Below are 22,898 nucleotides of genomic sequence, written 5' to 3' on the forward strand. Positions count from 1 at the left end.
ACGCTACGTCACGGGTCCGACGCTCCGGCGGCGGCTCAGGCAGGCAGGTTGAGGCAGGTATGCAGCAGCAGCGGCCACACCGGCGTACGGTGCCGCCACCACAGCCATCCCAGCAAGATTCCCATCGGGAAGTGCCGCGCGACCACCTGCAACAGATCCAGCCACAGGTCCCCCTGCCCCTGGATCGCGACATGCCACGCCGACCACAGCACCGCGCCACCGACGATCGCCAGCGCGGCGCCGAGGCTGCGTTCGACGCGGGTCTGCAGCCAGAAGCGATAGAAGACTTCCTCCAGCACACTGTTGAGGAGGAAACCGATCCCAACCATGATCAGCAGATCCAGTGACCACGAGGGGGCGCTGCGCTCGGCGCCGACCGACGCTGGCGCGAGCCACAGCCAAGCCACGGTCACCACGACCGCGACGGCCCCGCCCACCAGACTGCGTACGCCACCTCGCCGAGGCGCAGTGGGGCGCGGGAAGAACCGCCGATCGGTGCGCAGCACCAGGACCGGAATCACCAGCAGCAGCACCAGCTTGAGGACCAGATACCACCAGTCGTCCGGGGGCCGACCCGGCAGCGGCAGCAACACCGCGAAGGCGATCGCAGCCACCCCCAACACCGCAGTCTCGTGCCAGACCTTCCTGGTCGAATAGTCCTGCGGCAGCGAAGTCGTCGACTGCGTCGTGGGTCCCGCGATGAACAGGGAGGCCGCAAACCCCAGTGCGGGACCGACCCAGAAGAACCACAGTGGCGCGGTGTCGGCTCCGTCGGCGGACATGCGTACGTTGCCATGTCCGGTGAGCATCAACACCACCGCGAGCGCCACGACCGCGACCGCGATCAGGGTCGCAGCGACCCTGCCGGACGGGTGGCGGGCTTGCACGGACACATGCGGAGTCTAACCATTTCCGCATGCCGTCCAGCGACCCGGCGGCGTACGCCGCCGGCCGCGGACTCCGCCCACACCCGAGGGCCGACTGTGGAAGCATGCGGACCATGTCAACGACGAACGAGTCCAGGACAACCGAGTCCATGGCAGGAGTGCCGTTCGCGGCACATGATCACGTACGCGTCGGCCTGCTCGGCGCCGGAGCGCGCGGCAGCGGACTGGCTGCCAACCTCGCCCACGTCGAGGGCGCCACGCTCGCGATCGTCGCCGAACCGGGCAGCCGCGAACTGCTGGACCAGCGTTGGCCAGACGGCAAGGACCGCCCGACCGTGGTCAACAGCGCCGAGGAAGTCTTCGCCGCTGACGTCGACCTGATCCTCGTCGCAACCCCGTGGGAGACCCACGCAGACCTGGCGTTGCAGGCCATGCGGGCTGGCAAGCACGTGGCCGTCGAGGTCCCCATCGGCGTCACCATCGACCAGCTCTGGGAACTCGTCGACACCAGCGAACAGACCCGCCGTCACTGTCTGATCATGGAGAACTGTTGCTATGGCCGCAACGAGATGATGGTGCTCCAGATGGCCCGCGCCGGCCTGTTCGGTGAGCTGCTGCACGGCGAGGCCGCCTACATCCACGACCTGCGCCAGCTGCTCTTCCAGCGGCTTCCGTGGCGCCGCGAGATGCACACCAAGATCGACGGCAACCACTACCCGACTCACGGCCTGGGTCCGGTCGCCGGCTACATGGGCATCAACCGCGGCGACCGACTCACCCGGATCGTGTCGATGAGCACCGGCCACTACGGCCTGGAGAAGTGGCGCGAACGGCACCTGCCCGCCGACGATCCGCGGCAGAAGGAGACCTACGTCGCCGGCGACATCAACACCTCACTGCTGCAGACCGAGCAGGGCCGCACCATCCTGCTGCAGCACCAGGTGATCGGCCCGCGCCCCTACGACCGACTCAACGGCATCGTCGGCACCGACGGTCTCTTCCAGGACTACCCGGCCCGCATCTTCATCGAGGATGCGGACGAGGTTGACCTCGACGCCGAGATGGGGCACGTCGACTGGCAGGACCTGGAGCCCTACCGGGAGAAGTACGAGCATCCGCTGTGGCAGGCCGAGGGTGAAGCAGCCCTGGCGGCAGGCGGCCACGGCGGCATGGACTACCTGATGTTGCTGCGCATCGTGCAGAACATGCGGGCCGGATCGACGCCCGACATGGACGTCTACGACGGCGCTGCATGGTCGGCGCCGCTGCCGCTCAGCGTCGCATCGGTCGCTGCCGGTGGCGCCCCGCAGGACATCCCGGACTTCACCCGGGGCCGCTGGCAGGAGGCGTACCCGGGCCTGCCGTGACGTCGGAATCAGGGTGAACCCCGTGGTGTACGCACGATTCTGCGGCGACCATGGGGGATGTTGGGCACACCGATGCCCACAGGAAGGAACCTCGTGCGCACGATTCTGAACATCATCTGGCTGCTCTTTGCGGGCATCTGGCTCGGCCTCGGCTACATCATCGCCGGCATCATCGCCTGCATCTTCATCGTCACGATCCCGGTCGGCGTGGCCAGCTTCCGGATGGCCGCGTACGTATTCTGGCCGTTCGGCCGCGCCGTCGTTCCCTCGCCCACGGCGGGCGGGCTGTCGACGGTCGCCAACGTCATCTGGTTCATTGTTGCCGGCTGGTGGCTGGCGATCCTGCACGTCATCACCGCGGTCACCCAGGCCATCACGATCCTCGGCATCATGAACGCTGTCGTGAGCCTGAAGATGATCCCGGTCGCCTGCTTCCCGTTCGGGAAGGTGATCGTCGACCGGAGCGACCTGGTGGGCGTACGGCCGCTGCATTCGGTGTGACGGTCCGGCTGGCTGGCAGGACCTGATGAAGCGCGTATGCCCGGTGCGTACGCGCTTCTGTTTCTCCTAGGATGAAAGCCACCTGACGAACTGGCTAGGAGATGGCCCGTGACCGAGACCACCACGATCACCCGCAAGGCCGGTGAACACACGCTGCTCGCGACGGTGTCGACGGAATTCACCGACATGGCGCAGAGCCTCCTCGGCGTGTTCGAGGGGCAGGCCGCCAACCTGCGCGACGGCTACATCCTGCAGTTCGGCTGGGGTCCGATATTCCTCGAGTCCGAGGGTGAGGCCTTGCGGTTGACGACACCGGACTACGCCGGCGATGCCGAGAACGACCGCACCCAGGACCTCACCGGCGCGATCCGGATCCAAGTCAGCCAGATGTGGCTGCCGTCGGCCTCCGGCGTACGCCCCCAGGAGATGCACTTCCACAAGGAGATCCTCATCCAGCGCGGCTGGGAGGAGATGGAGGACTTCGAAGCCTCGCGCCAGCCGTCTCGTCATGAGATCTTCTCCGGCTGGTTCATCAGCGACACCAGTGAGCGCGACGAGCCCTACCCCCACGACGACATTCTCAAGGTGCCGGCCTGGCAGGTCGTCCAGCGCAGGCCGATGTTGGCGCAGGTGCTGGCGATGCCCGACGAGACCCTCACGATCCTGCTCGACGGCGAGGTGGATCGCGTGGTGCTGCTGCGCGGCGACGACAGCGAATGGCTCTATGTGAAGGCTGATCAGGAGGACTGAGCCGGGTCCGTCAGGGCTGGCGTAGGCGCAACGCCTTCGAGATCGCAGGCCACGCCAGCCGCCCCAGCTCGGTGTCGGCCTCGACCGACCCGCCGCGCGCCATTTCCTGACCGGCGCTGGGCGCATCCTCGCCGGGCAGCACTGTCCGATGGCCGGCCCGCGGATGGTGGATGTGCGTGGTCCTGATTCCGTGCCTCTCCCGCCGCGCCACGATCGCCTCGGCGAAGTCGGCGGCCGGCCACACCCGGTCGTCGCCGCCGCTGACCAGCACCAGCTCGGGGATCCGTTCCACCGGGATCGTCGCCGCCGCGAGCCGGTCGGCCGGTGCACCGCGCCACGACCGCCGATAGAGCTCCACGCAGCCCTGGTCCCCGCCGTCGCTGGGGCGAGCATCGAACTCGAGCCACGGCAGCGGTGTGTCCTGGTGGGTCCAGTGCGAGGTGGCGCGGCCGGACTCCATGTCGGTTCCTTGCCAGACCACGCTGGTCGGGGCCAACGCCACCACGGTGCCGACCCTGGCATCGAGGGTCGCAGTCAGCATCGCGGCCTCAGCGCCGAAGGAGAGCCCGACGATCGCCAGCCGGTCCACCTCGCGTGCCAGCAGGTCCAGGGCACGAATGAACGTCTCGATCGGGACTTCCCAGGGGCCCGGTTGCAGGCCCGGCCCGCCGAACCACTTCAGCGCCAGAGCCGTGGCGCCGTGGTCAGCCAACAGTTGAGCGCGTGGCGTGTCGACCCGGCCGCTGGAACCAGCCAGCACCAGCACACCGGTCCCGCAGGATCGCTTGGGGCGGATGATCTGGGGTGCGGTCATGCCCCGACCTTACGGGGCGAGCGCGCCCTGAAGTGTCCGCGCTGGGAGCGCGGCGTGGACGTAATGGTCCTGGCGGGCGGCTGAGCCGGACATTGCAGGGGTTGCGCCGCACGAGTTAATGAACGATCATTCAGTAATGTTCTCCGAATCCTCGCCCGCCCCGCTGGCCGGTCAGGTCGCCCTGGTGGCCGGCGCCACCCGTGGCGCCGGCCGTGCCTTCGCCGTCGAGCTCGCTCGTGCCGGGGCGTACGTGTACGCGACCGGGCGCTCCAGTCGCACCTCCGGTCAGTCCGAGATCAATCGCCCCGAGACGATCGAGGACACGGCAGACCGGATGCAGGAGGCCGGCGGCGCCGGGGCGGCGTACGTCGTCGACCACGAGCAGCCCGACCAGGTCGAGGAACTGATCGCCCGGATCCGGAGGGAACACGGGCGTCTTGACGTCTGCGTCAACGACATCTTCGGCGGTGACCGGTACGCCGACTTCGGCGCGAAGCTGTGGGAGCACGACCTTGCCGGCGGGCTGCGGATGCTCGGGATGGGCGTCAACACTCACCTCATCACTGCGCATTTCGCACTGCCATTGATGCTGGAGAACGACCGTGCGCTGCTGGTCGAGGTCACCGACGGGACAGCCGAGTACAACGCCAACTATCGCCACGGCGTCGGTCTCTACTACGACCTCGTCAAGGCCAATGTCGGGCGTCTGGTGCTGGGCCTCCACGCCGAGCTGGGGGGTCTGCCGGTCACCGTTGTGGGGCTCACTCCGGGCTGGCTGCGTTCGGAGGCGATGCTCCAACAGTTCGGAGTCACCGAGGACAACTGGCGAGACGCCATCGCTGAGGTGCCTGACTTCTGGATCTCGGAGTCGCCGTCCTACGTGGCGCGGGGGCTGGCCGGGGTTGCTGCGGACCCGGCGTACGAACGGCACGGCGGTCGGATCCTCGACTCGGCCGTCGTGGCCCGGGAGTACGGCGTCACCGATGTTGACGGCAGCCAGCCCGACTGCTGGCGGTTCCTGGCCGAGAAGCCCGATGTGGTCAGTGACCCGGGGCTGATGGCCGACTACCGCTGATCCCAGCCGGCTAGCAGTGCGTCGAGATCGGCCTCGGCGCGGGCCCGCAACGATCCCTCCGGCTGGACCGACCATGCCAGCCGGGTGCCCTCGGCGAGAGCGAAGAGCATGCGGGCCGCCTGCTCGGCGGGTGGGCTGCCGACCAGCCGGCCGGCCCGGTGGCAGTCCGCGACCAGCTCCGTCAGCCGACGACGTAGGGCGCCCCAGCCAGCTGCGAGGAGCTCCCGCAGCTCGGTGTCGAGCAGATCCGCGGCGAGCCCCGACAGGACGTTCGCCAGCACCGCTGGGGCCTCGAGGTCGCCGATCCACACCAGGGCTGTCGCGCGGACCCGGCGTACGGGATCGCTCTCTGCGGTGAGTGCGTGGTCGACTTCCGCGTCCACCGACTCGGCCCACCGACGATCCAGGGCCACCAGCATCCCGCGCTTGGAACCGAAGCGATTGATCAAGGTCGCGGCGCTGACCCCGGCCCGGTCCGCGACCGACTGCAGGGTCAGGCCAGCCACCCCTGAGTCGGTGATCGTCGCGGCGACATGGTCGAGCAGGACATCGTCGTCGATTCCGCGGGGTCTGGGCATGGCTTCAGCTTAGGAGCGGATGCCGGCGTACGCCCTGAAGTGTCCGCGTACCGCCTGCGGCAAGGACAATGCGTCCCTCGCTGACGCCTGGCGCGGACGGTTCAGGGAGACTGCGAGAATGCCGGCATGACCAAGGTCGCTCGCGTGGTGCACAACGACGGCCGACGCATGCTCATCACCACCGCGGCAGCGACCCTGCTCACCGCCGTGATCGTGACCGGCTGGACCACCGTCGACTCCTCGATGCGGGCGTACGCCGTGTTGCTGGGCTGCATCGTGGCCTGGGCCTGCTCTCGGGCATCCGTGCCTGGACTGCCTGTCGCCGTCATCGTGTCGATGTTGCTCGGCTGATCTTCCGGGAACTCGTTTTCTCCCGGCCGGGAAGTCGTGGCGTACCCCTTGGCGGCGGGCCGGCTGATTGCTAGCGTCCTGCTACGGGCCCCCGGCGCGGGGGCCACTCATCGAGGAGTAACCGTGTCACCGCAGACCCCCGTCAGCCGCCGCACCCTGATCGCCGCGCTCGCCGCAACCCCGATCCTCAGCGTCGCCGCCACCAGCGGGCGCCGGGCGTACGCCGCCACCGCCGACATCGGCACCCGCGCCCGCTATGACGCCGACTACGCGGCCTTCCCGATCACCCTCGGCGTCAGCAACGAGGCGGGCAGCCTGGCGTGGGGCACCGCGTACGTCATGAATTCGCTGGTCCGGATGTACGAGGCCACCTGCGATCCCCGCTACGTCGACGAGCTGGCCCGGATCGGCGCCGACATGCTCGCGCAGCGCGACTCGGTACGCGGGGTCACCGACTACCAGGGCCGCTCCGGCCCGGTCTGGCGCACCGCGGGCAACTACACCGCGGGCGTCGCCGAGATCCCCGGCAGCGACGGCACCGCGGTCCTCGACATCCGCTGGGCCGGCAGCCGCGCAGTCGAGGCCAGCGTCGAGGTCGTCCCCACCAGCGACACTTTCACGCTCCACCTGCACCACCCGCTCGCCACCTCCCGCACCCTGACCGGACTCAGCCTCGATCCGGCCAGCGCCGACTTCGTCGAGACCCGGATCGTCGCCGAGGCGTACGCCAGCAACGCCCGCTGGACCGCCGTCGCTCACGGCACCGGTGCCCCGGCGGGCGGAACCTACGGCTTCGAGCCGCAGTACTACGCGTACGCCGTCCACACCGGCCAGATCAGCTATCCGCTGGCGGCGTTCGCGCGGCTGGTCAAGGAGAACCCCGCCTTGAGCAAGCACCGTCGACTCGCCGCGACCTTCCGCCAGGCCGCCATCGACGCTGTCGCCTTCCATGACGACGAGTGGGTCGAATCTGGTGCCGATCGCGGCGACTACGTCTGGCCCGTCGGCGCGCCGGTGCCCTTCGACGGCACCATCCAGCCGTTCAACCAGACCCAGGGCCTGGGTCAGACCATGGCCGAACTGCATCGGATCGAGCCCAACGAGGCGTACGCCAACAAGCTCACCCGGATGGTCCGCAGCTGGCGGGGCGACCGGCGCCTCGAAGGCGATGCGGCGGTCTGGAACTACTGGCCGACCTACTCTGAGCTCTACCGTGGCTGGCGCGTCGGCGAGGTCGAGTCGACCTACACTCCGGCGTACGGCGCGAGCCGCCAGGCCGAGGACGTCTCCCACGCCGCGATCACCGTGGAGTTCCTGCGGGCCGCGTACGCCGCCGGGGTGGAGGCGACCGAGACGGACCTGCGCAACCTGGCGGCGACGTACCGGGACAAGCTCGCCCGCGGCGTCGACCAGATCTGGAGCCGAGTGGACGGCGTCACCGAGGCCTCCACGGCGTACATCGCCCAGGTGGGCCGTTGGCTGCCGATCGATGAGTTCGGCCCGGACATGGAGGATCACATCCGAGCGGTCTATCGGCGCGCCGAGGAACGGTTCGGTGGCGGCTCCCGGCTGCTCAACACGGCCTATCTGGTGTGGGCGAGCGTCGATGGCTGGGGCCAGGTGTGCCGCGGCCGGGTGCCGTTCCCCGCCGGCCGCTGACCTCTGGGGCGCGTCGTAGACTCCGCGTACCGAATTGGAATGACCGCCACCGGAAATCGGAGTCTGAATCGCCCATGAGCACCGCTGCCGTCGATCTGGATCGCGCCGCCGGGGCCGTCCTCGGCTCGGCCGCCGGCGATGCCCTGGGTTCGCAGTACGAGTTCGGGCCGTCACTGCCCGATGAGGTGGCGATCGAGTTCGGCGCGGGCGTGTTCGGTCACGCCGTTGGTGAGTGGACCGACGACACCAGCATGGCGGTCCCGATCCTGCAGGCCCTCGCCCGCGGCGAGTCCTTGAACGATTCGGCTGTGCTCGGCCGAGTGCTCGCCGAGTGGCGGGAGTGGTCGCGCACCGCGAAGGACGTCGGCGCGCAGACCCGGGCCGTCTTCGAGCGCCTGCCGGGGCGGGCCAGCGAGGATGTCGCCCGCGCCGCAGCGGAAGCCCACCATCACCGCAGTGGACGTTCCGGCGGCAACGGGTCGCTCATGCGTACCGGCCCAGTCGCTCTCGGCTACCTCGCCGATGGCGCCGAGCCGGCGCTGGTCGATGCCGCTGTCCGGGTCGCGCAGCTGACGCACTGGGAGCCCGACAACGCCGATGCGGTGGTGCTGTGGTGCCTCGCGATCCGTCAGGCGATCCGCGTCGGGGTCGTCGACGTCAGGGCAGGATTGCGACACCTTCCGAGCGACCGACGTGACCGCTGGTCGGCACTCATCGACGAGGCGCTGGCCGAGGGCGCGCATCCGCGTGACTTCGGGACCGGCAATGGCTGGGTGGTGCGTGCCTTCCAGGGTGCCCTCGCGGCCGTCGCGGGTGCGGGGTCGCTGCCGGATGCGCTGGAGCGAGCCGTCCGCGGTGGCCACGACACCGACACGGTTGCCGCGATCGCGGGGTCGCTGGCGGGCGCCCGCTACGGGGCGAGTGCCGTGCCGGCGCAGTGGCGGAGCCTGCTGCACGGGTGGCCCGGCTGTCGGGCTGACGACCTGGTTGAGTTCGCAGCCCTCGCGGCTGGTGGCGGGTCAGGCGCCTCCGTCAGCTGAACCTCACCGACCGGCGCGGGACTCCCGGATCGCCTCGGCGGCCTGCACCAGGCCGAGGTGGCTGAAGGCCTGCGGATAGTTGCCGGCGAGCCGGCCATGGGCCGGCGAATACTCCTCGGCGAGCAGGTCCAGCTCGCCGCCGTAGGACACCAACTGCTCATAGAGCTGCTCGGCACGTTCCAGTTGCCCGGTGCGGGCATAGCTCTCGACCAGCCAGAAGCAGCACAGCAGGAACGGATATTCATCTCCCGCCAGCCCGTCCAGCTTGGCCTGGGTCCGATAGCGGTGCAGCAGCCCATGGTCATCGACCAGGTCTCGCTCGATCCGCGCGACCGTGCCCAGCATCCGAGGATCGTCCCAGGCACAGAAACCCGTGTGCGGGATCATCAGCAGCGACGCATCCACCTCGGCGGACCCGTAGGTCTGGGTGAAGGAATCGATCTCGGCATTCCAGCCTCGCTCCTCGATCTCGGTACGCAGACGGCCCCGCAACCCGCGCCACCGCTCCACCGGTCCCGGTAGTTCCTGGGTCTCCACCGCGCGTACGCCGCAGTCGAACGCCGCCCACAACATCACCCGGCCATGGGTGAAGTAGTGTTCCTCGCCGCGCATCTCCCAGATGCCCTGGTCCTTGTCGTCGATGCGCCGCTCGCAGTAATCCAGCAGCGCGCGCTGCAGCGCCCACGAGTTCGGGTCCTCCGCGACTCCGGCCTCCCGGAATCGCTGCAGCGCAATCATCACCTCACCGACCACGTCGGCCTGATACTGATCCGCGGCGCCGTTGCCGATCCGCACCGGCACCGAGTCCTCGTACCCGCTGAGATGCGACAACTCCAGCTCGGTCTCGACGTAGGCACCGTCGATCCGATACATGATCTTGGGGTCGTGGACGTCGCCGGCGATGGCCCGCAGCAGCCAGTCCCGCCAGGAGTGTTCGTCCAGCCCGTAGGCGATCATCGCCTCGATCGACAGCGCTGAGTCGCGCAGCCACACGAAGCGGTAGTCCCAGTTGCGGATCCCGCCGAACTCCTCCGGCAGCGAGGCGGTCGGCGCCGCGATCACACCGCCGGTGGCGTAGTGGGTGAGGCCCCGCAGCACCAGCAGCGACCGGCGTACCGCAGGGTCATCGGCATTGACCATTGTCGCTGCCCAGTCGCGCCAGTCCTTGATGGTGCGGGCCAGATCAACGTCGGGGTCCTCCTGCACCGGCGGCACTTCGTGGGAGGGAAACCACGTCAGTGTCCAGGTCTCCTTGGTGCCGGCGGCCAGTCGGTGCTGGGAGGTGTGCGCGGCGTCGTGGGCGTGCGGCAGCGGCCCACGCAGCACCAGTCCGGTCGGGCCAGAGATCCCCACCAGCACCTCGACCTCGCCGATCGCGCGGCGTCGCACCCACGGCAGCCGTTCGCCGTAATTGGGGCGCATCCGCAGTTCCTGGTGCACCAGCACCTCACCGGACACGACCTCGACGTTGCGCTGCAGGGTGTGGTGACCGTCGGAAACCTCCTGGAGCAGTTCGGTCACCACCGCCTCGCCGTGCTCACCACGCCAGCGGGTCTGCAGCACGAAGGTGTCGGGCAGGTACGTCCGCTCGACCACCTCGGCATCGACGATCCGCAACAGCCAGTGGCCGTTGTCCTGACTGCCCAGCAGTTTGGCAAACACCGCCGGGCTGTCGAACCGAGGCGGACACCACCAGTCGATGCTGCCGTCGCGGCTGACCAGGGCCGCGGTGGCGCAGTTGGTGAGCAGGGCGTAGTCCTCCAACGGCGTGTGCGACATGCCCTCAGTGTCTCGGAGCGTGCCACCGGAGCGCAGCCGGGGCTGCGGGCGTACGTCACGGATTGAGCGCGGGACGTACGGTGCGTCCCTCACCAAGCCGGGTGGTGGCAGTCGTGGCTGGTCGGTTCGATCTGCAGCGTGGCGTGCTCGATGCCGAAGTCCTCGCGCAGGGCGGCATTGGCCCGGTCCAGCATGTCGTGCGGATCGTCGCTGACGACCAGGTGTGCGGTGGCGACGTCCATGCCCGAGGTGAGCGTCCACAGGTGCAGGTCGTGGACCTCCTCGATGCCCGGGATTGCGCGCAGCCGCGTCTCGATCGCCGCCGGATCCAATCCATCGGGGGCGTTCTGACCCAGCACTTGGAGCACCTCGCGGCCCAACATGACGGCCCGGACGGCAACGAAGACCCCGATGGCCACCGCGACTGCGGTGTCCCACCAGGTGTCGCCGGTGGCGCGGACCAGCAGGGCCGCGGCGATGACACCGACCGAGCCGAGCGTGTCGGCGAGCACCTCCAGGTAGGCGCCCTTGAGGTTGAGGCTTTGCTTGGCCCCGGCCCGCAACAGCAGCATCGCGACCAAGTTGACGATCAGACCGAGGGTGCCGACCACGAGCATCGGCCCGGTCTCGACCTCGACCGGTTCGCCGATGCGGGCGACCGCGGAGGCGGCGATGGCGATCGCCATGCCGAGCATCAGTAGGGCGATGAAACCGGAGGCGAAGATCTCGGCGCGATAGGAACCATAGGTACGCCGTCCGGTCCGGTCGCCGCGCGCGGCCAGCCGGGTGGCGACCAGCGCGCTGCCGAGCGCGACGACGTCGGCGGCCATGTGGCCGGCATCGGACAGCAGCGCCAACGAGCCGGTGATGATGCCGGCGACCAGTTCGACGGCGAAGAAGGTCGCGATCAGTCCGAACGTGACGACCAGGCGCCAACGGTGGCGGCCCGCGGCGCTCAACGCTCCGTGGTCATGTCCCATCTCGTTCGCCCCTCCCGCAATTCATCGTTCTCCAGCGATGATAGCCCACGTCGGCGGAAGATGAAACCGCGCAGGCGAGCCTTCGTTGAGTCGGTACCCGGCAGGTGGGATCATCGGCGGGTGGCGATGACAGGATCAGACGGCGATACGCCTCCGGAGGAACTCTTCGATGCGGCCGCCGCGATCCTGCACGGGTTCAGCGAACGCTCCCGGCTCATCATCATCCAGCACCTGCTCACCGGCGAACATCGCGTTGTCGACCTCCAGGAGCACGTCGGGCTGGCGCAATCAACCGTCAGCAAGCACCTGGCGTACCTGCTGCGGGCGGGACTGTTGACCGTCCGCGCGGAGGGTCGCGCCTCGGTGTACGCACTGGCGCACCCCGAGGCCACCCGCGCGCTGCTCGCGGCCACCGACCGGTTGGTCGAACGGGCCGGTCTGGGCATCGAAGGTGAAGCCCTGATCTCCTGAGCTGCTCGTCATGCCAACGCTCAGGCCACGCGTACGTCGAACTCCGCCGGACTGACCGCAGCGACGGTGTTGTAGATCGGGCAGGTGTCGCGGAAGCGCTGCACCAGCGCCTCCGCGGTCGTCTGGTCGACCCCGGCCACGGTCACCTCGAAGCGGAACCACGCATACCGCGGCGGCTGGTCCTCGCCGCGCTCGGATGACACCTCGACGGTGACCGGCCCCAGGCCCAACCCCTCCTCGGCGGCGGTTCCCTCGATGACGGCCAGCGCACAGGAGGCCAGTGCCGCCAGCAGTAGCTCGCCGGCGTGGATCTCCGGCCCGCCGCTGTTGCGGGCATCGGATCGCACCGTCGCACCACGGGCGGTGATGGTGTATTCCCCGGCCGCGGCGCTGGTGCGGCCGGTGACCGTGGCAATCGGGGCTGCCGTCACGACTGCCCCTGCCCGCGCCGCTGCCAGTCGCCGACCGCCGGGCGAGGCACGCCGAGACTGTCGCGCAGCGTGGTGCCCTCGTACGCCGTCCGGTACAGCCCGCGGCGCTGCAGCTCGGGGACGACCTCGCGTACGAACTCCTCGAAGGCGCCCGGCTGGTAGACCGCGCCGACGGTGAAGCCGTCCGCAGCCCCCTTGCTGAACCATTTCTCCAGGCCGTCAGCGATCTGCGAGGGCGTACCGATCATGTTGCCCTCGGTGCGGCCGCCGTACTGCTTGCCCAGCTGTCGCAGCGAGATGCCCTCGCGGCGGGTGATCTCGGCGACCTCGTGGTAGTGGCCGTCGATGCTCGGGTCATCGAGCGCGGGCAGCTGCTCGTCGAGCGGGAACTGTGACAGGTCGATGTCGAGGTGGTAGGACAGCTGCGACAGTCCGGCCTCCTCGGGGACCAGCTCGTAGAGCTCGGCAGCGAGGTCCTTGGCGTCCTGCTCGACCGGCCGCACGATCGGGGTGATCGAGGGGAGCACCTTGATGTCGTCGGGATCGCGGCCCGCCGCCTTGGCTCGTTCCTTGATGTCGGAATAGAAGGCCTGGGCCGACTCCAGCGAGGCGTGGCTGCAGAAGATCGCATCGGCCCATCGCGCGGCCATGTCGCGGCCGCTCGGCGAGGCGCCGGCCTGCAGGATCACCGGGTAGCCCTGCGGTGGCCGGGGCACGTTCAGTGGGCCGTCGATGTCGAACCAGTCGCCGTGGTGGTCGATCGGGTGCACCTTGCTGGCGTCGGCGAAGACCGGCGTCTGGGGATCGAGCACCAGGGCGTCGTCCTCCCAGCTGTCCCACAGCTTCGCCGCGACCTGCAGGAATTCGTCGGCTCGGGCGTACCGGCTCTTCTTGTCGAGCAGCTCGACCTGGGAGAAGTTGCGCGCCTCGGCCTCGGTGCCGCCATGAGCATGCATACGAGGGTTGCGGGTGCGCTGATCGGGCAGTGCTGATCGGCGCAGGCTGCGCCTCACCTCAGGAGCGTGACCCGGTGAAGACCGCCGGTCCCCGTCTGACCGTGGACGCCAGCGCAGTGGGAGGAACTCCAGCGCCAGTACCAGCAGCGGCAGGACGACTTCGAGTGAGCCGGTAGCCGGGGCGCCTCGCGGGATCAGGGCGACGGCCCCGCCCTGTCCCCGGGTGGCGCTAATGCTGCATGTCGACGAAGCGGGAGTAGTGGCCTTGGAAGGCGACCTGGATGTCGCGGGTGGGGCCATTACGGTGTTTGGCGACGATGAGGTCGGCCTCGCCAGCTCGGGTGGAGTCCTTGTCGTAGTAGTCCTCGCGGTGCAGCAGGATGATCATGTCGGCGTCCTGTTCCAGGGAGCCGGACTCACGCAGGTCGGCGACCATGGGACGCTTGTCGTTGCGTTGCTCGGGGCCACGGTTGAGCTGGGAGATCGCCACGACGGGGAGCTCGAGTTCCTTGGCCAGCAGCTTGATCTGGCGGGAAAACTCGGAGACCTCGAGCTGGCGTGATTCGACTCGCTTGCCCGACGTCATCAGCTGCATGTAGTCGATGACGACCAGTTTGAGGTCGTGGCGTTGTTTGAGGCGGCGGGCCTTGGCGCGAATCTCCATCATGGTGAGGTTGGGGGAGTCATCCACATACAGCGGGGCTTCGGAGATCTCACCCATCTTGCGCGCCAACCGGGCCCAGTCCTCCTCGGTCATCTCACCGTTGCGGATGTTCTTGAGGGGGACGCCGGCCTCGGCCGACAGCAGTCGCATCACGATCTCGGACTGGCTCATCTCGAGGGAGAAGATCGCCGAGGTCATGCCGTTCTTGATCGAGCACGCCCGCGCGAAGTCCAGCCCGAGAGTCGATTTGCCCATGGCCGGTCGCGCCGCCACAATCACCATTTGGCCGGGGTGGAGGCCGTTGGTGAGGTCGTCGAGGTCGAGGATCCCGGTGGGGACGCCGGCAAGTTGGCCGCCGCGCGAACCGATCGCTTCGATCTCGTCCAGGGTGGATTCCATCAGCGCGGACAGGGGCTTGTAGTCCTCGCTGGTCTTGCCTTCGGTGACGGAATAGATGGCTTGCTGGGCGCGGTCGACGATGTCGCTGACGTCACCGGTGCCTTGGTAGCCGAGCTGGGAGATCTTCATGGAGGCCTCGACCAGCCGGCGCAGCACGGCCTTTTCACGCACGATCTCGGCGTAGTAGCTGGCGTTGGAGGCGATCGAGACGGTGGAGACCAGTTCGTGGAGGTAGGGGTGGCCGCCGACCCGGCCGATCTCGCCGCGGCGGGTCAGTTCGGCGGCGACGGTGACGGCGTCGGCGGGTTCGCCGCGTCCGTAGAGGTCGAGGATCGAGTCGAAGATCATCTCGTGGGCAGGCCGGTAGAAGTCGATGCCCTTGATCGACTCCAGCACGTCGGCGATCGCGTCCTTGCTCAGCAGCATCGCACCGAGCACACTCTGCTCGGCCGCCATGTCCTGCGGCGGCGTACGGTCGACCTGGCTGCGCTCCTCCGGGCCCGAAGCCTCCAGCTGATATGCCTCACTCACGGCAGCCACCCCCATCCATGTCGAGCCATTCATCACATCAACCGAGTCACCCACAAGCCGAGTCACCCACGAGCGGGGCCGCCTCACGTACGGCTGCTCGTGGCCCACTGCCAACTGTCTGCGACCGTACGCAGGGGGTCCGACACTTTCGTCACCCATCGCTTTGCGCCGACACCGTAGCGCTCGGAATCACCGAAGGACAATGACTCTGTCCACAGGGCTTGTGGACAGTCGGTGGACAGGTGTGGAGAGCGGTGCAACACGCCGGATCCGGCTGTGGATGAGTCTGTGGGGGCAGTCGGTCCAATGGTCGAAGACGCCCGTTTCTATGGGGCTTTGCGAGAGAACTCGCTGTGGACGAAAAGTTCTTTGGCCAACTCCGCCAGGCCTGACCGCGCGCTTGACAGCCCCTGGGAGGGGTGGTGTATGGCGGAGTTGCCCACAGGTTGTCGGGCCGGATGTGGACAAGATGGTGATCTTGATCTGGATACCCCTCAGGGGTATCATCGAGGCCATGGCTGGCGCGACTGAGACCACTGACCCCGCAGGCGCCGCGGATGCGGCTGGCGCCCCTGCCGCGGGGCATGCCCATCACGGCTACATCAGCGAGCAGGCGGCGTACCTGCGGCGACTGAAGCTCGTCGAAGGCCAGGTCCGCGGCCTGCAGCAGATGGTGTCCGATGAGAAGTACTGCATCGACATCCTCACCCAGATCTCGGCGACCACGGCTGCACTGCGGTCAGTGGCGCTCGGGTTGCTCGATGACCACATGGCGCACTGTGTGGTCGATGCGGCGGCCAAGGGCGGCGCCGAGGCGGACCAGAAGCTTGCCGAGGTCAGCGACGCCATCAAGCGACTCAGTCGTTCCTGACCTCCCAGCCGTCCCAACCAGGCAGATCTCGCCAACCCAACCCAGGAGGAAACACCATGCAGACCAACTACACCGTCACCGGCATGACCTGCGGCCACTGCGCCGCCGCCATTACCGAGGAGGTCAGCGAGATCGCTGGCGTCTCCGCCGTCAAGGTCGATCACGAGGCCGGCTCGATGGTCGTCACCAGCGATGCCGTCGTGGACCAGTCCGCCATTGATGCGGCGCTCAGTGAGGCGGGCGATTACACCGCCGTCCCGGTGTGACGCGCTGCCGGCGTACGCACCTCAGGGTGCTCCTCTGCGGAGGGGCACCCTGAGTCATGTCCGGGGCGGCTGCGGCTCCAATGCGCCAAACCTTCAGAGTTCTCAGGCAATTTTTGGCTTCAGGTCACGACCGGGTTACGCTTCTGCCCGGAATGCGAGCCGAACGGTGGGCGGCCGCTGAACGCCATTCATTGACGGAGGACCATGTCCAAGCTGATCTCCCTTGCCTTGGCAGGCACCCTGATCGCCGGTTCGGCCGGCGTCTACGGCGCGACCACAGCCATGGCCAAGGACGTCGACATCGCCGTTGACGGCCAAGTGCGCGAGGTGCGCGTCCTGGGCGGAAACGTCGCCGACCTGCTGGTTGACGAGGGCATCGAGCTCGGCCCCCATGACGTCGTCACCCCGACCCTGGACACCCCGATCAAGGACGACCAGGTGATCACCGTCCGGATGGGACGCCCGATCACGGTGACGGTTGACGGACAGCAGCAGACCTTCTGGACCACCGCGCGTACGGTCGGTGACGCCCTCAACGAGCTCCCGCACCGACTTGACGGAGCTGACCTGTCGATGTCGCGCGACACCCCGCTGGGCCGCGACGGCGTCGCGATCGACATCACCACCGCCCGCGACATCGTCATCGTCGTGGATGGGCAGGAGCACTCCGTACGCTCCACCGGCACCGTGAACGACGCGTTGGCCGCCGCCAATGTCACCGTCGGCCCTGATGACGTCCTGAATGTCGACCCCAACGCACCGTTGGAGGCCGACCAGCGCATCGAGATCGTCCGCGTGGAGCTGAAGAGCATCAAGCGCGAGGTCTCGGTGCCCCACAAGACCGTGGAGAAGAAGTCCTCCAAGCTCGAGAAGGGCGACACTGAGGTCCAGACCAAGGGCAAGGACGGCAAGGTGTCCGAGACCTGGGCCGAGCGCTGGGAGAATGGCCAGCTGGTCTCCTCCGAGATGACCGGCTCCGAGGTCACCCAGGAGCCCGTCGACGAGGTTGTGCTGGTCGGCACCAAGGAACCCGCCCCCGTCCCCTCCGATGACGACGAGCCCAAGTCCAGCTCGGGTGGCTCCGGTTCGTCGGGTGGTTCGGGCTCGGGTGGTTCGGGCTCGGGTGGTTCGGGCTCGGGTGGTTCGGGCTCGGGTGGTTCGGGCTCGGGTGGCTCCGGCTCCGGCGGTGGCGGCAGCGCCGACCCCAACCTGACCCCGGCCGTGGGCAACTCCTGTGAGGCCTCCAACTACTGGCAGGGCCAGATGACCGCCAATGGCGAGCGCTTCGACCCCAGCGCCATGACCGCCGCACACAAGTCGCTGCCCTTCGGCACCAAGGTCAAGGTCACCAACAAGCGCAACGGCAAGTCGGTCATCGTGCGCATCAATGACCGTGGCCCCTACGTCGGCGGCCGCTGCCTCGACCTCTCCCGCGCCTCCTTCGCACTGATCGAGGATCCGGGCCGTGGCGTCGCCCAGGTCACCTGGGAGATCGTGGGCTGAGCCCCGATCCCACTGACGGCCGTCTGGTCCCTTCGGGGCCGGGCGGCCGTTCTGCTGTCGGCGGCCGCGGGCCTTCGGGCCTGCGCAACTACAGCATCTAGCCGTTGCGCGGGCGATCTGGCTGGTTTCACCTGCGTATCTACAGGGTGCAGTGGTTGCGCGCGGCGGAGCTGCGGCCGCAGGGCGCGCCACGCCTGGGTTGCTGCTTCGTTGATCCACCACCCGGGCACGACCCGTCGGGACCCTGCCCTCGCCCTTGCTGCCCCGACTCGCGCGCAGTACGTGCAGTCGATTCGCGCGGACGCCCAGATTCGAGTGGTCGTGAGCATCGACTGCACGTAGTGCGCGCGAATCATCGTTCGCGACCACCCACGGAGCCGAGTGCCGCAGAGAACTGCGCCCCAGCGGCGGTAGCTCGCACCTGGATCCACCAACCGCCGCTGTTGGGGCGGGCCTCTTGTCACAGACCGGCCGGTCCCAGCCCGCCGCCGGGGCACGTCTAGGATCGGGCGCATGTTGGTTGCCTTCTCCGTTGCCCCCCAATCCAGCCAGGACGATCAGGGTTCGGTGAGCCGGGCGGTCGCCGCCGCGGTCGCCATCGTCCGCGAGTCGGGCCTGCCGCACCAGACCGATGCCATGTTCACCACCGTCGAGGGTGAGTGGGACGAGGTGATGGACGTCGTCAAGCGCGCCTGCGAGGCCGTCGGCGAATACAGCCCCCGCACCAGCTTGGTGCTCAAGGCCGACATCCGCCCCGGGCGTACCGGTGAACTCTCCGGCAAGGTCGAGCGACTCGAAGCCGCCCTCGCCGACACCGAACAGGGTTGAGCGTGCGCGTCGCGCTCTATCTGGACGAGGACGCCCTCGAGGAACCGGGCGACCTGGCCGGGCGACTCCTCCGAAGCCAGGGCCACGACGTCATCCCCGTGGTCCGTACGCCCGACCTGCGAGCACCCGAGGACGTCGGGCTGTCCGTACACATGGGGTCGCCGTCGCTGCCCTCGGACCCGGCGGCAGCGGCCATGGTCGATCCCGAACGGCAGATCATGAAGGACGCGTTGGGCACCGGCGTCCCGGTGCTCGGCATCTGTTTCGGGGCGCAGCTGCTCGCCGAGGTGCTCGGTGGCACCACCGGTCCTGCGGCCCATCCCGAGAACGGCCTGATGGAGGTCGAGTCCCACCACGAGTTGTGCCCACCCGGGCCGTGGGCGCAGCACCACCAGCACGCCTTCACGGTGCCCGAGCGAGCAGTGGAGTTGGGGCGCAGCTCGGCCGGCCCGCAGGGGGTGCTCTGGGACCCGCCGACCGGCGCGCGGGCGCTGGGCTGGCAGTTCCACCCCGAGGTGACGTCGGCGGTCATCCGGCGCTGGGGATGCAACTCCGCGACCTGGGCCGACCTCGTCGACCCGGTCTTGGAAGTCCTGCTGGACGAGAAGTCCGGCGCGGCCGAGCGTTCCGGGCGCCTGATGGCCGACGGGATCGCCTGGCTGCTGCGCTGAGAGCGGCGTACGCCCGTGCAGAGTCGAGAGCGATTCAGCCCGGTCTGGACCTGAGGAGCAGAACGGCAGGAACCACCGTCGATTCTGCACGCTGGGCGTGGTCAGCGACCGGCTGCGTACGCCGGGTCGAGACTCACCACCGAGGTCGCCTGGGCCGTGACGTCGGGGTCGTGGGTGATGACCAGCGCCGGTCGGTCGCCGACCAGTTGCCATACGTCGGCCATCAGCCGGGCCGCGGTCGGGACGTCGAGGTGTTCCGTCGGTTCATCCAGCACGAAGCCGTCCACCTCCGCGACCAGCAGTCTGGCCAGCGCGATCCGGCGGGCCTCGCCGCCCGAGACCGTCGAACCGAACTCGCCCAGCACCCGCTCCGGATCCAGGTCCAGACCCGCCTGCCGCAACGCGCGTTCGACCTGCTCGTCGGTGGCGTCCTTGTTGCCGATCCGTACGTTCTCGGCGATCGTCGTCGCAAACAGGTGCGCATCCTGGGCCAGATAGCCGAACCGCCCGCGCACCTCCAGATCGCCGGCCAGCGGCGGATTCATCCCGAGGACGGCTGCGGCCGCGGTCGTCTTGCCGATCCCCGACGGCCCCACCAACGCGACCCGGTCCCCGACTCCGACGTGCAGGTTGACCCCCGACAGCACCGGCTGACCCGACCACCCCAGCGTCGCGTCCGTCAGCCGGATCACCGGATCCGTGGCGTTCGGGCGTACGCCGTCAGTGCCGGCCGCCAGATCCTGCGGCGCGTCCAACACGTCGGCGACCCGGGCCAGCGCCCCGCGGGAACGCGACCACGCCTGCGCGGCCTGGACCAGCTCTCCGAGCACCTCGTGCAGGGCGAACGGGGTGAGCACGAAGACCGCCAGCATCGTGCGCGGCAGGTCCCCGGCCGCGACCGCCAGGCCGCCGATCACCAGTCCGGCCAGCACCGCCGCGCCCGCCGCGAAGACCTGCAGCGCCGCGGTCACGCCGCGCGCGGTCGCCGACCTTCGCTCGGCTGCGGCCAGCTCCTCGTCGGCGGCCGCCAGCCGGGCCAGCGCGGCGTCGGTGCAGCCATAGGTCACCAGGTCCACGGCGGTACGGTTCAGCTCCCGGGCCCGGTCGGCCAGCCGGCCCCGCGCCGGCGCGATGCTCGCCTCGGCGCGGGCGCTGATCCGCTGCGCCAGCCACGGCAGCCCGACCCCGGAGGCCACGCAGGTCGCCAACAGCACCAGCGCGTACGCCGGGTCGAAGACCGCCATGAAGCCCACCGTGGCGACCGCCACCAGCCCCGCCGAGGCGAACGGCACCAGCACCCTCACGATGACGTCCAGCACCGCGTCGACATCGGTGACGGCCCGGCTGATGAGGTCTCCGACGCGACGCCCCAGCAGGGTCGAACCGGCCAGCCGGCCGTAGGTCTGCAGCCGCAGCGAGCTCTGCGCCCGCAACGCCAGGTCGTGACCGACCAGCCGCTCGACGTAGCGGAACACACCCCGGAAGATGCCGAAGGTCCGCACGCCGGTGACGGCGACCATCAGGTACAGCACCGGCGGCATCTCGGCGGCCCGGGACAGCAGCCAACCCGAGGTCGCCATCAGCCCGACCGAGGCGCCGCTGGCCAGCGCCGCCAGGAGGATCGCGGCCGCGAAACGCATCCGGGGTCGGCTCATCCCGGTCAGCGCCGCGGCCAGGCTGCGGCGCACGGGCGAGACCGGGGCGGGGGCGGACACCGACGTCGTCATGCGACCTCCTCGGCGGCGCCGACCAGCAGTACGCGGTCCGCTGCGGCGATCACGGCGGGCCGGTGGCTGACCACCAGTACGCCGACGCCGGCCGCCCGCAGCGCCTGGATGACCCGCGCCTCGGTGCTGGTGTCGAGCCCGGCGGTGGGTTCGTCGAGGATCATCAGCCGGGCCCGGCCGAGCGTCGCGCGCAGCAGCGCTCGGGCCAGGGCGACGCGGCGCCGTTCGCCCGCGGACAGCCCGGTCGACTCGTCGCCGACCTCCTTGGCAAGGTCGATGCTCTGGCCGCCGACGGTGTCCAGGCACTGCCGCAGCGCCGACTCCGACGGGGCGGTCTCGGAGCCGGACGGCAGCCCCGCCAGTCCCATCGCGATCGAGTCGGCGACGGTGCCGGCGAGCAGGCCCGGCTCCTGCCCGACCCAGGCGAGTTGGCGCCACCAGCTGCTCGGCTCCACCTCGGACAGGTCCTCCTCGCCGACCAGGATCCTACCCTCGCTCGGCCGGAGGTGCCCGATCAGCAGCTGCAGCAGGGTCGACTTGCCGCCGCCGGAGCGCCCCTGGATCGCGACCACCTCGCCGGGGGCGATCTCGGCGGAGAAGTCCACCAGCGAGGGTTTCGCCGCCTCCGGATGGGTGAAGCTGACCGACTCGAATCGGATCCGGTGCTGGCGCAGGTCCGGCGCCGGGCGTACGCCGGTGGGCTCGGCCTCGGCCGCCTCGATCACCTCGAAGGCCTCTTCGGCGGCCGCCACGCCCTCGGCGGAGTCGTGATAGTGGGCGCCCACCTGGCGTACGGGCAGATAGACCTCCGGGGCCAGGATCAGGATGAACAGGGCGGCGGCCAGGTCAACCTGCCCGTAGACCACCCGCAGGCCGATGCCGACCGCCACCAGCGCCACCGACAGGGTCGCCAGCAGCTCCAGTACGAAGGAGGAGATGAACGCGATCCGCAGCGTGCCCATGGTCTCGCTGCGGTGCCGGCCCTCGGTCCGCTCCAGGCCCTTCAGCTGGGCCCGGGCCCGCCCGAACACCTGCAGCGTCGGCAGTCCCGCCATCAGGTCGGCGAAGTGGTGGGCCAGCTTGGTCTGGATGGTCCAGCGCTTGCGCATCCGATCCCGGGTCACATAGCCGACCAACGCCATGAAGGCCGGGATCAGCGGGATCGTGATGGCGATCGTGATCGCCGAGATCAGGTCCTGGCTGAGGATCGCGACGCCGACGATGAGCGGCACCGTGGCCGCCAGCATCAACTGCGGCAGGTACTTCCCGAAGTAGTCATCGAGTGCGTCCAAGCCCTGGCTGAGGAGGGTGATGAAGGCGCCGGTGGAGGGTTCGTACGCCGGTCGCCGCAGCCGGGCTGCCGCCACGTCACGCCGCAGTTGGGACTTCACCGCAGCAGCGCTGCGGTGAGCCAGCCACTGGTTGGCCCACGCCAGTACGGCCCGGCCGAGCAGCACCAGGACCAGCAGGCCGAGCGTGGCGGCCAGGCCACCGAAGGGGCCCGCCAGGTCGCCGTGGAAGATCGCGGCCATCTGGCCCGACAACAGCCAGGCCTGCACCACCACCAGAGCTGCGGTGAGGCAGCCGACCACCGCGCCACCCAGCAGGTACTGCCGGGTGGCGCGGGCACGGCGCAGCAGGCGTGGATCGATCGGGCCGGCCATCAGGCCTCGCCGTCGGTGCCCTGTTCGCGCCGACCGGTGGAGTCATCAGTGGGCGTGTCGTTACCGTGGCCGTCGACGGGGGCGGCGCCGGCGGCCACCCGCTGCGGCTCCGGTTCGGCCTCGGCCTGACCGGTG

General features: G+C 69.3%; 23 protein-coding genes. 13 read left to right on the forward strand and 10 right to left on the reverse strand.

Annotated elements, in window-relative coordinates; all coding sequences use genetic code 11:
- Positions 1-35: 35 nt before the first annotated feature.
- Positions 36-893: a CPBP family intramembrane glutamic endopeptidase gene (locus tag CGZ91_RS11090; RefSeq protein ID WP_144276878.1), complete on the reverse strand. Its 858-nt coding sequence runs from the start codon at positions 891-893 to the stop codon at positions 36-38.
- 143 nt (positions 894-1,036) lie between these two features.
- Between CGZ91_RS11090 and CGZ91_RS11095 the strand changes: the two genes are divergently transcribed.
- The 3 genes from CGZ91_RS11095 to CGZ91_RS11105 all read left to right on the forward strand — a co-directional run bounded on the left by CGZ91_RS11095 (position 1,037) and on the right by CGZ91_RS11105 (position 3,505).
- Entirely contained in the window at positions 1,037-2,254 is a 1,218-nt protein-coding gene (locus tag CGZ91_RS11095) for a Gfo/Idh/MocA family protein (RefSeq protein WP_229116587.1), read from the forward strand.
- 93 nt (positions 2,255-2,347) lie between these two features.
- Complete coding sequence (locus CGZ91_RS11100; RefSeq protein WP_094455168.1) at positions 2,348-2,755, forward strand: YccF domain-containing protein; 408 nt, start codon at positions 2,348-2,350, stop codon at positions 2,753-2,755.
- Between the two features lie 108 nt (positions 2,756-2,863).
- Positions 2,864-3,505, forward strand: coding sequence for an immunity protein Imm33 domain-containing protein (locus tag CGZ91_RS11105; protein ID WP_094455169.1), 642 nt, complete (start codon positions 2,864-2,866; stop codon positions 3,503-3,505).
- A 10-nt stretch (positions 3,506-3,515) separates the two neighbouring features.
- Here the strand turns inward: CGZ91_RS11105 and CGZ91_RS11110 are convergent, their stop codons facing one another.
- The gene (locus tag CGZ91_RS11110; protein ID WP_229116588.1) at positions 3,516-4,319 is read right to left on the reverse strand and encodes an acyl-CoA thioester hydrolase/BAAT C-terminal domain-containing protein; all 804 of its coding nucleotides are present in this window, start codon (positions 4,317-4,319) and stop codon (positions 3,516-3,518) included.
- A gap of 136 nt (positions 4,320-4,455) precedes the next feature.
- Between CGZ91_RS11110 and CGZ91_RS11115 the strand changes: the two genes are divergently transcribed.
- On the forward strand, positions 4,456-5,394 hold the full coding sequence (locus tag CGZ91_RS11115; protein WP_094455171.1) for an SDR family oxidoreductase: 939 nt from the start codon (positions 4,456-4,458) through the stop codon (positions 5,392-5,394).
- Here the strand turns inward: CGZ91_RS11115 and CGZ91_RS11120 are convergent.
- A complete protein-coding gene (locus CGZ91_RS11120) occupies positions 5,385-5,972 on the reverse strand; it encodes a TetR/AcrR family transcriptional regulator (RefSeq protein WP_094455173.1) in 588 nt (195 codons plus the stop codon). The genes CGZ91_RS11115 and CGZ91_RS11120 overlap by 10 nt on opposite strands.
- A 126-nt stretch (positions 5,973-6,098) precedes the next feature.
- Between CGZ91_RS11120 and CGZ91_RS11125 the strand changes: the two genes are divergently transcribed.
- The 3 genes from CGZ91_RS11125 to CGZ91_RS11135 all read left to right on the forward strand — a co-directional run bounded on the left by CGZ91_RS11125 (position 6,099) and on the right by CGZ91_RS11135 (position 9,022).
- Positions 6,099-6,323: a hypothetical protein gene (locus CGZ91_RS11125; RefSeq protein WP_094455176.1), complete on the forward strand. Its 225-nt coding sequence runs from the start codon at positions 6,099-6,101 to the stop codon at positions 6,321-6,323.
- A gap of 123 nt (positions 6,324-6,446) precedes the next feature.
- A complete protein-coding gene (locus tag CGZ91_RS11130; protein ID WP_094455178.1) occupies positions 6,447-7,982 on the forward strand; it encodes a hypothetical protein in 1,536 nt (511 codons plus the stop codon).
- A 74-nt stretch (positions 7,983-8,056) separates the two neighbouring features.
- Positions 8,057-9,022, forward strand: coding sequence for an ADP-ribosylglycohydrolase family protein (locus tag CGZ91_RS11135; protein ID WP_094455180.1), 966 nt, complete (start codon positions 8,057-8,059; stop codon positions 9,020-9,022).
- Between the two features lie 3 nt (positions 9,023-9,025).
- Here the strand turns inward: CGZ91_RS11135 and CGZ91_RS11140 are convergent, their stop codons facing one another.
- On the reverse strand, positions 9,026-10,801 hold the full coding sequence (locus CGZ91_RS11140) for a glycoside hydrolase family 15 protein (protein ID WP_094455182.1): 1,776 nt from the start codon (positions 10,799-10,801) through the stop codon (positions 9,026-9,028).
- Positions 10,802-10,890: 89 nt separating this feature from the next.
- Positions 10,891-11,781 (reverse strand): cation diffusion facilitator family transporter, encoded by an 891-nt coding sequence (locus CGZ91_RS11145; protein WP_094455184.1) that lies wholly within the window; start codon positions 11,779-11,781, stop codon positions 10,891-10,893.
- Positions 11,782-11,907: 126 nt separating this feature from the next.
- On the opposite strand from CGZ91_RS11145, the gene CGZ91_RS11150 reads away from it, so the two are divergent.
- Entirely contained in the window at positions 11,908-12,252 is a 345-nt protein-coding gene (locus CGZ91_RS11150; protein WP_094449375.1) for an ArsR/SmtB family transcription factor, read from the forward strand.
- 20 nt (positions 12,253-12,272) lie between these two features.
- Here CGZ91_RS11150 and CGZ91_RS11155 read toward each other — a convergent pair whose 3' ends face one another.
- From CGZ91_RS11155 to dnaB, 3 genes are all read right to left on the reverse strand, one after another.
- Positions 12,273-12,683: an OsmC family protein gene (locus tag CGZ91_RS11155; protein WP_179229333.1), complete on the reverse strand. Its 411-nt coding sequence runs from the start codon at positions 12,681-12,683 to the stop codon at positions 12,273-12,275.
- Positions 12,680-13,696, reverse strand: a complete 1,017-nt coding sequence (locus tag CGZ91_RS11160; RefSeq protein WP_229116589.1) for an NtaA/DmoA family FMN-dependent monooxygenase — start codon at positions 13,694-13,696, stop codon at positions 12,680-12,682. Before CGZ91_RS11160 ends, CGZ91_RS11155 begins: the two co-directional genes overlap by 4 nt.
- A gap of 172 nt (positions 13,697-13,868) precedes the next feature.
- A complete protein-coding gene (gene dnaB, locus CGZ91_RS11165; RefSeq protein ID WP_229116598.1) occupies positions 13,869-15,158 on the reverse strand; it encodes a replicative DNA helicase in 1,290 nt (429 codons plus the stop codon).
- Between the two features lie 589 nt (positions 15,159-15,747).
- Here dnaB and CGZ91_RS11170 point away from each other — a divergent pair.
- From CGZ91_RS11170 to CGZ91_RS11190, 5 genes are all read left to right on the forward strand, one after another.
- Positions 15,748-16,104, forward strand: a complete 357-nt coding sequence (locus CGZ91_RS11170) for a metal-sensitive transcriptional regulator (protein ID WP_094455420.1) — start codon at positions 15,748-15,750, stop codon at positions 16,102-16,104.
- A gap of 56 nt (positions 16,105-16,160) precedes the next feature.
- Positions 16,161-16,370 (forward strand): heavy-metal-associated domain-containing protein, encoded by a 210-nt coding sequence (locus tag CGZ91_RS11175; protein ID WP_094455192.1) that lies wholly within the window; start codon positions 16,161-16,163, stop codon positions 16,368-16,370.
- Positions 16,371-16,574: 204 nt separating this feature from the next.
- The gene (locus CGZ91_RS11180; RefSeq protein WP_094455194.1) at positions 16,575-17,873 is read left to right on the forward strand and encodes a septal ring lytic transglycosylase RlpA family protein; all 1,299 of its coding nucleotides are present in this window, start codon (positions 16,575-16,577) and stop codon (positions 17,871-17,873) included.
- Positions 17,874-18,386: 513 nt separating this feature from the next.
- Positions 18,387-18,701, forward strand: a complete 315-nt coding sequence (locus tag CGZ91_RS11185; protein ID WP_094455196.1) for a thiamine-binding protein — start codon at positions 18,387-18,389, stop codon at positions 18,699-18,701.
- 2 nt (positions 18,702-18,703) lie between these two features.
- Positions 18,704-19,372 carry a type 1 glutamine amidotransferase gene (locus CGZ91_RS11190; RefSeq protein WP_094455198.1) on the forward strand — a complete coding sequence of 223 codons (669 nt, stop codon included), beginning with the start codon at positions 18,704-18,706 and terminating at the stop codon, positions 19,370-19,372.
- 101 nt (positions 19,373-19,473) lie between these two features.
- Here the strand turns inward: CGZ91_RS11190 and cydC are convergent, their stop codons facing one another.
- Positions 19,474-21,099: a thiol reductant ABC exporter subunit CydC gene (gene cydC, locus CGZ91_RS11195; protein WP_094455200.1), complete on the reverse strand. Its 1,626-nt coding sequence runs from the start codon at positions 21,097-21,099 to the stop codon at positions 19,474-19,476.
- Entirely contained in the window at positions 21,096-22,763 is a 1,668-nt protein-coding gene (cydD, locus tag CGZ91_RS11200; protein ID WP_094455202.1) for a thiol reductant ABC exporter subunit CydD, read from the reverse strand. Before cydD ends, cydC begins: the two co-directional genes overlap by 4 nt.
- Positions 22,764-22,898 lie beyond the last annotated feature (135 nt).

The sequence above is a fragment of the Parenemella sanctibonifatiensis genome, from assembly GCF_002250565.1.
Taxonomy (GTDB): Bacteria; Actinomycetota; Actinomycetes; order Propionibacteriales; family Propionibacteriaceae; genus Parenemella; species Parenemella sanctibonifatiensis.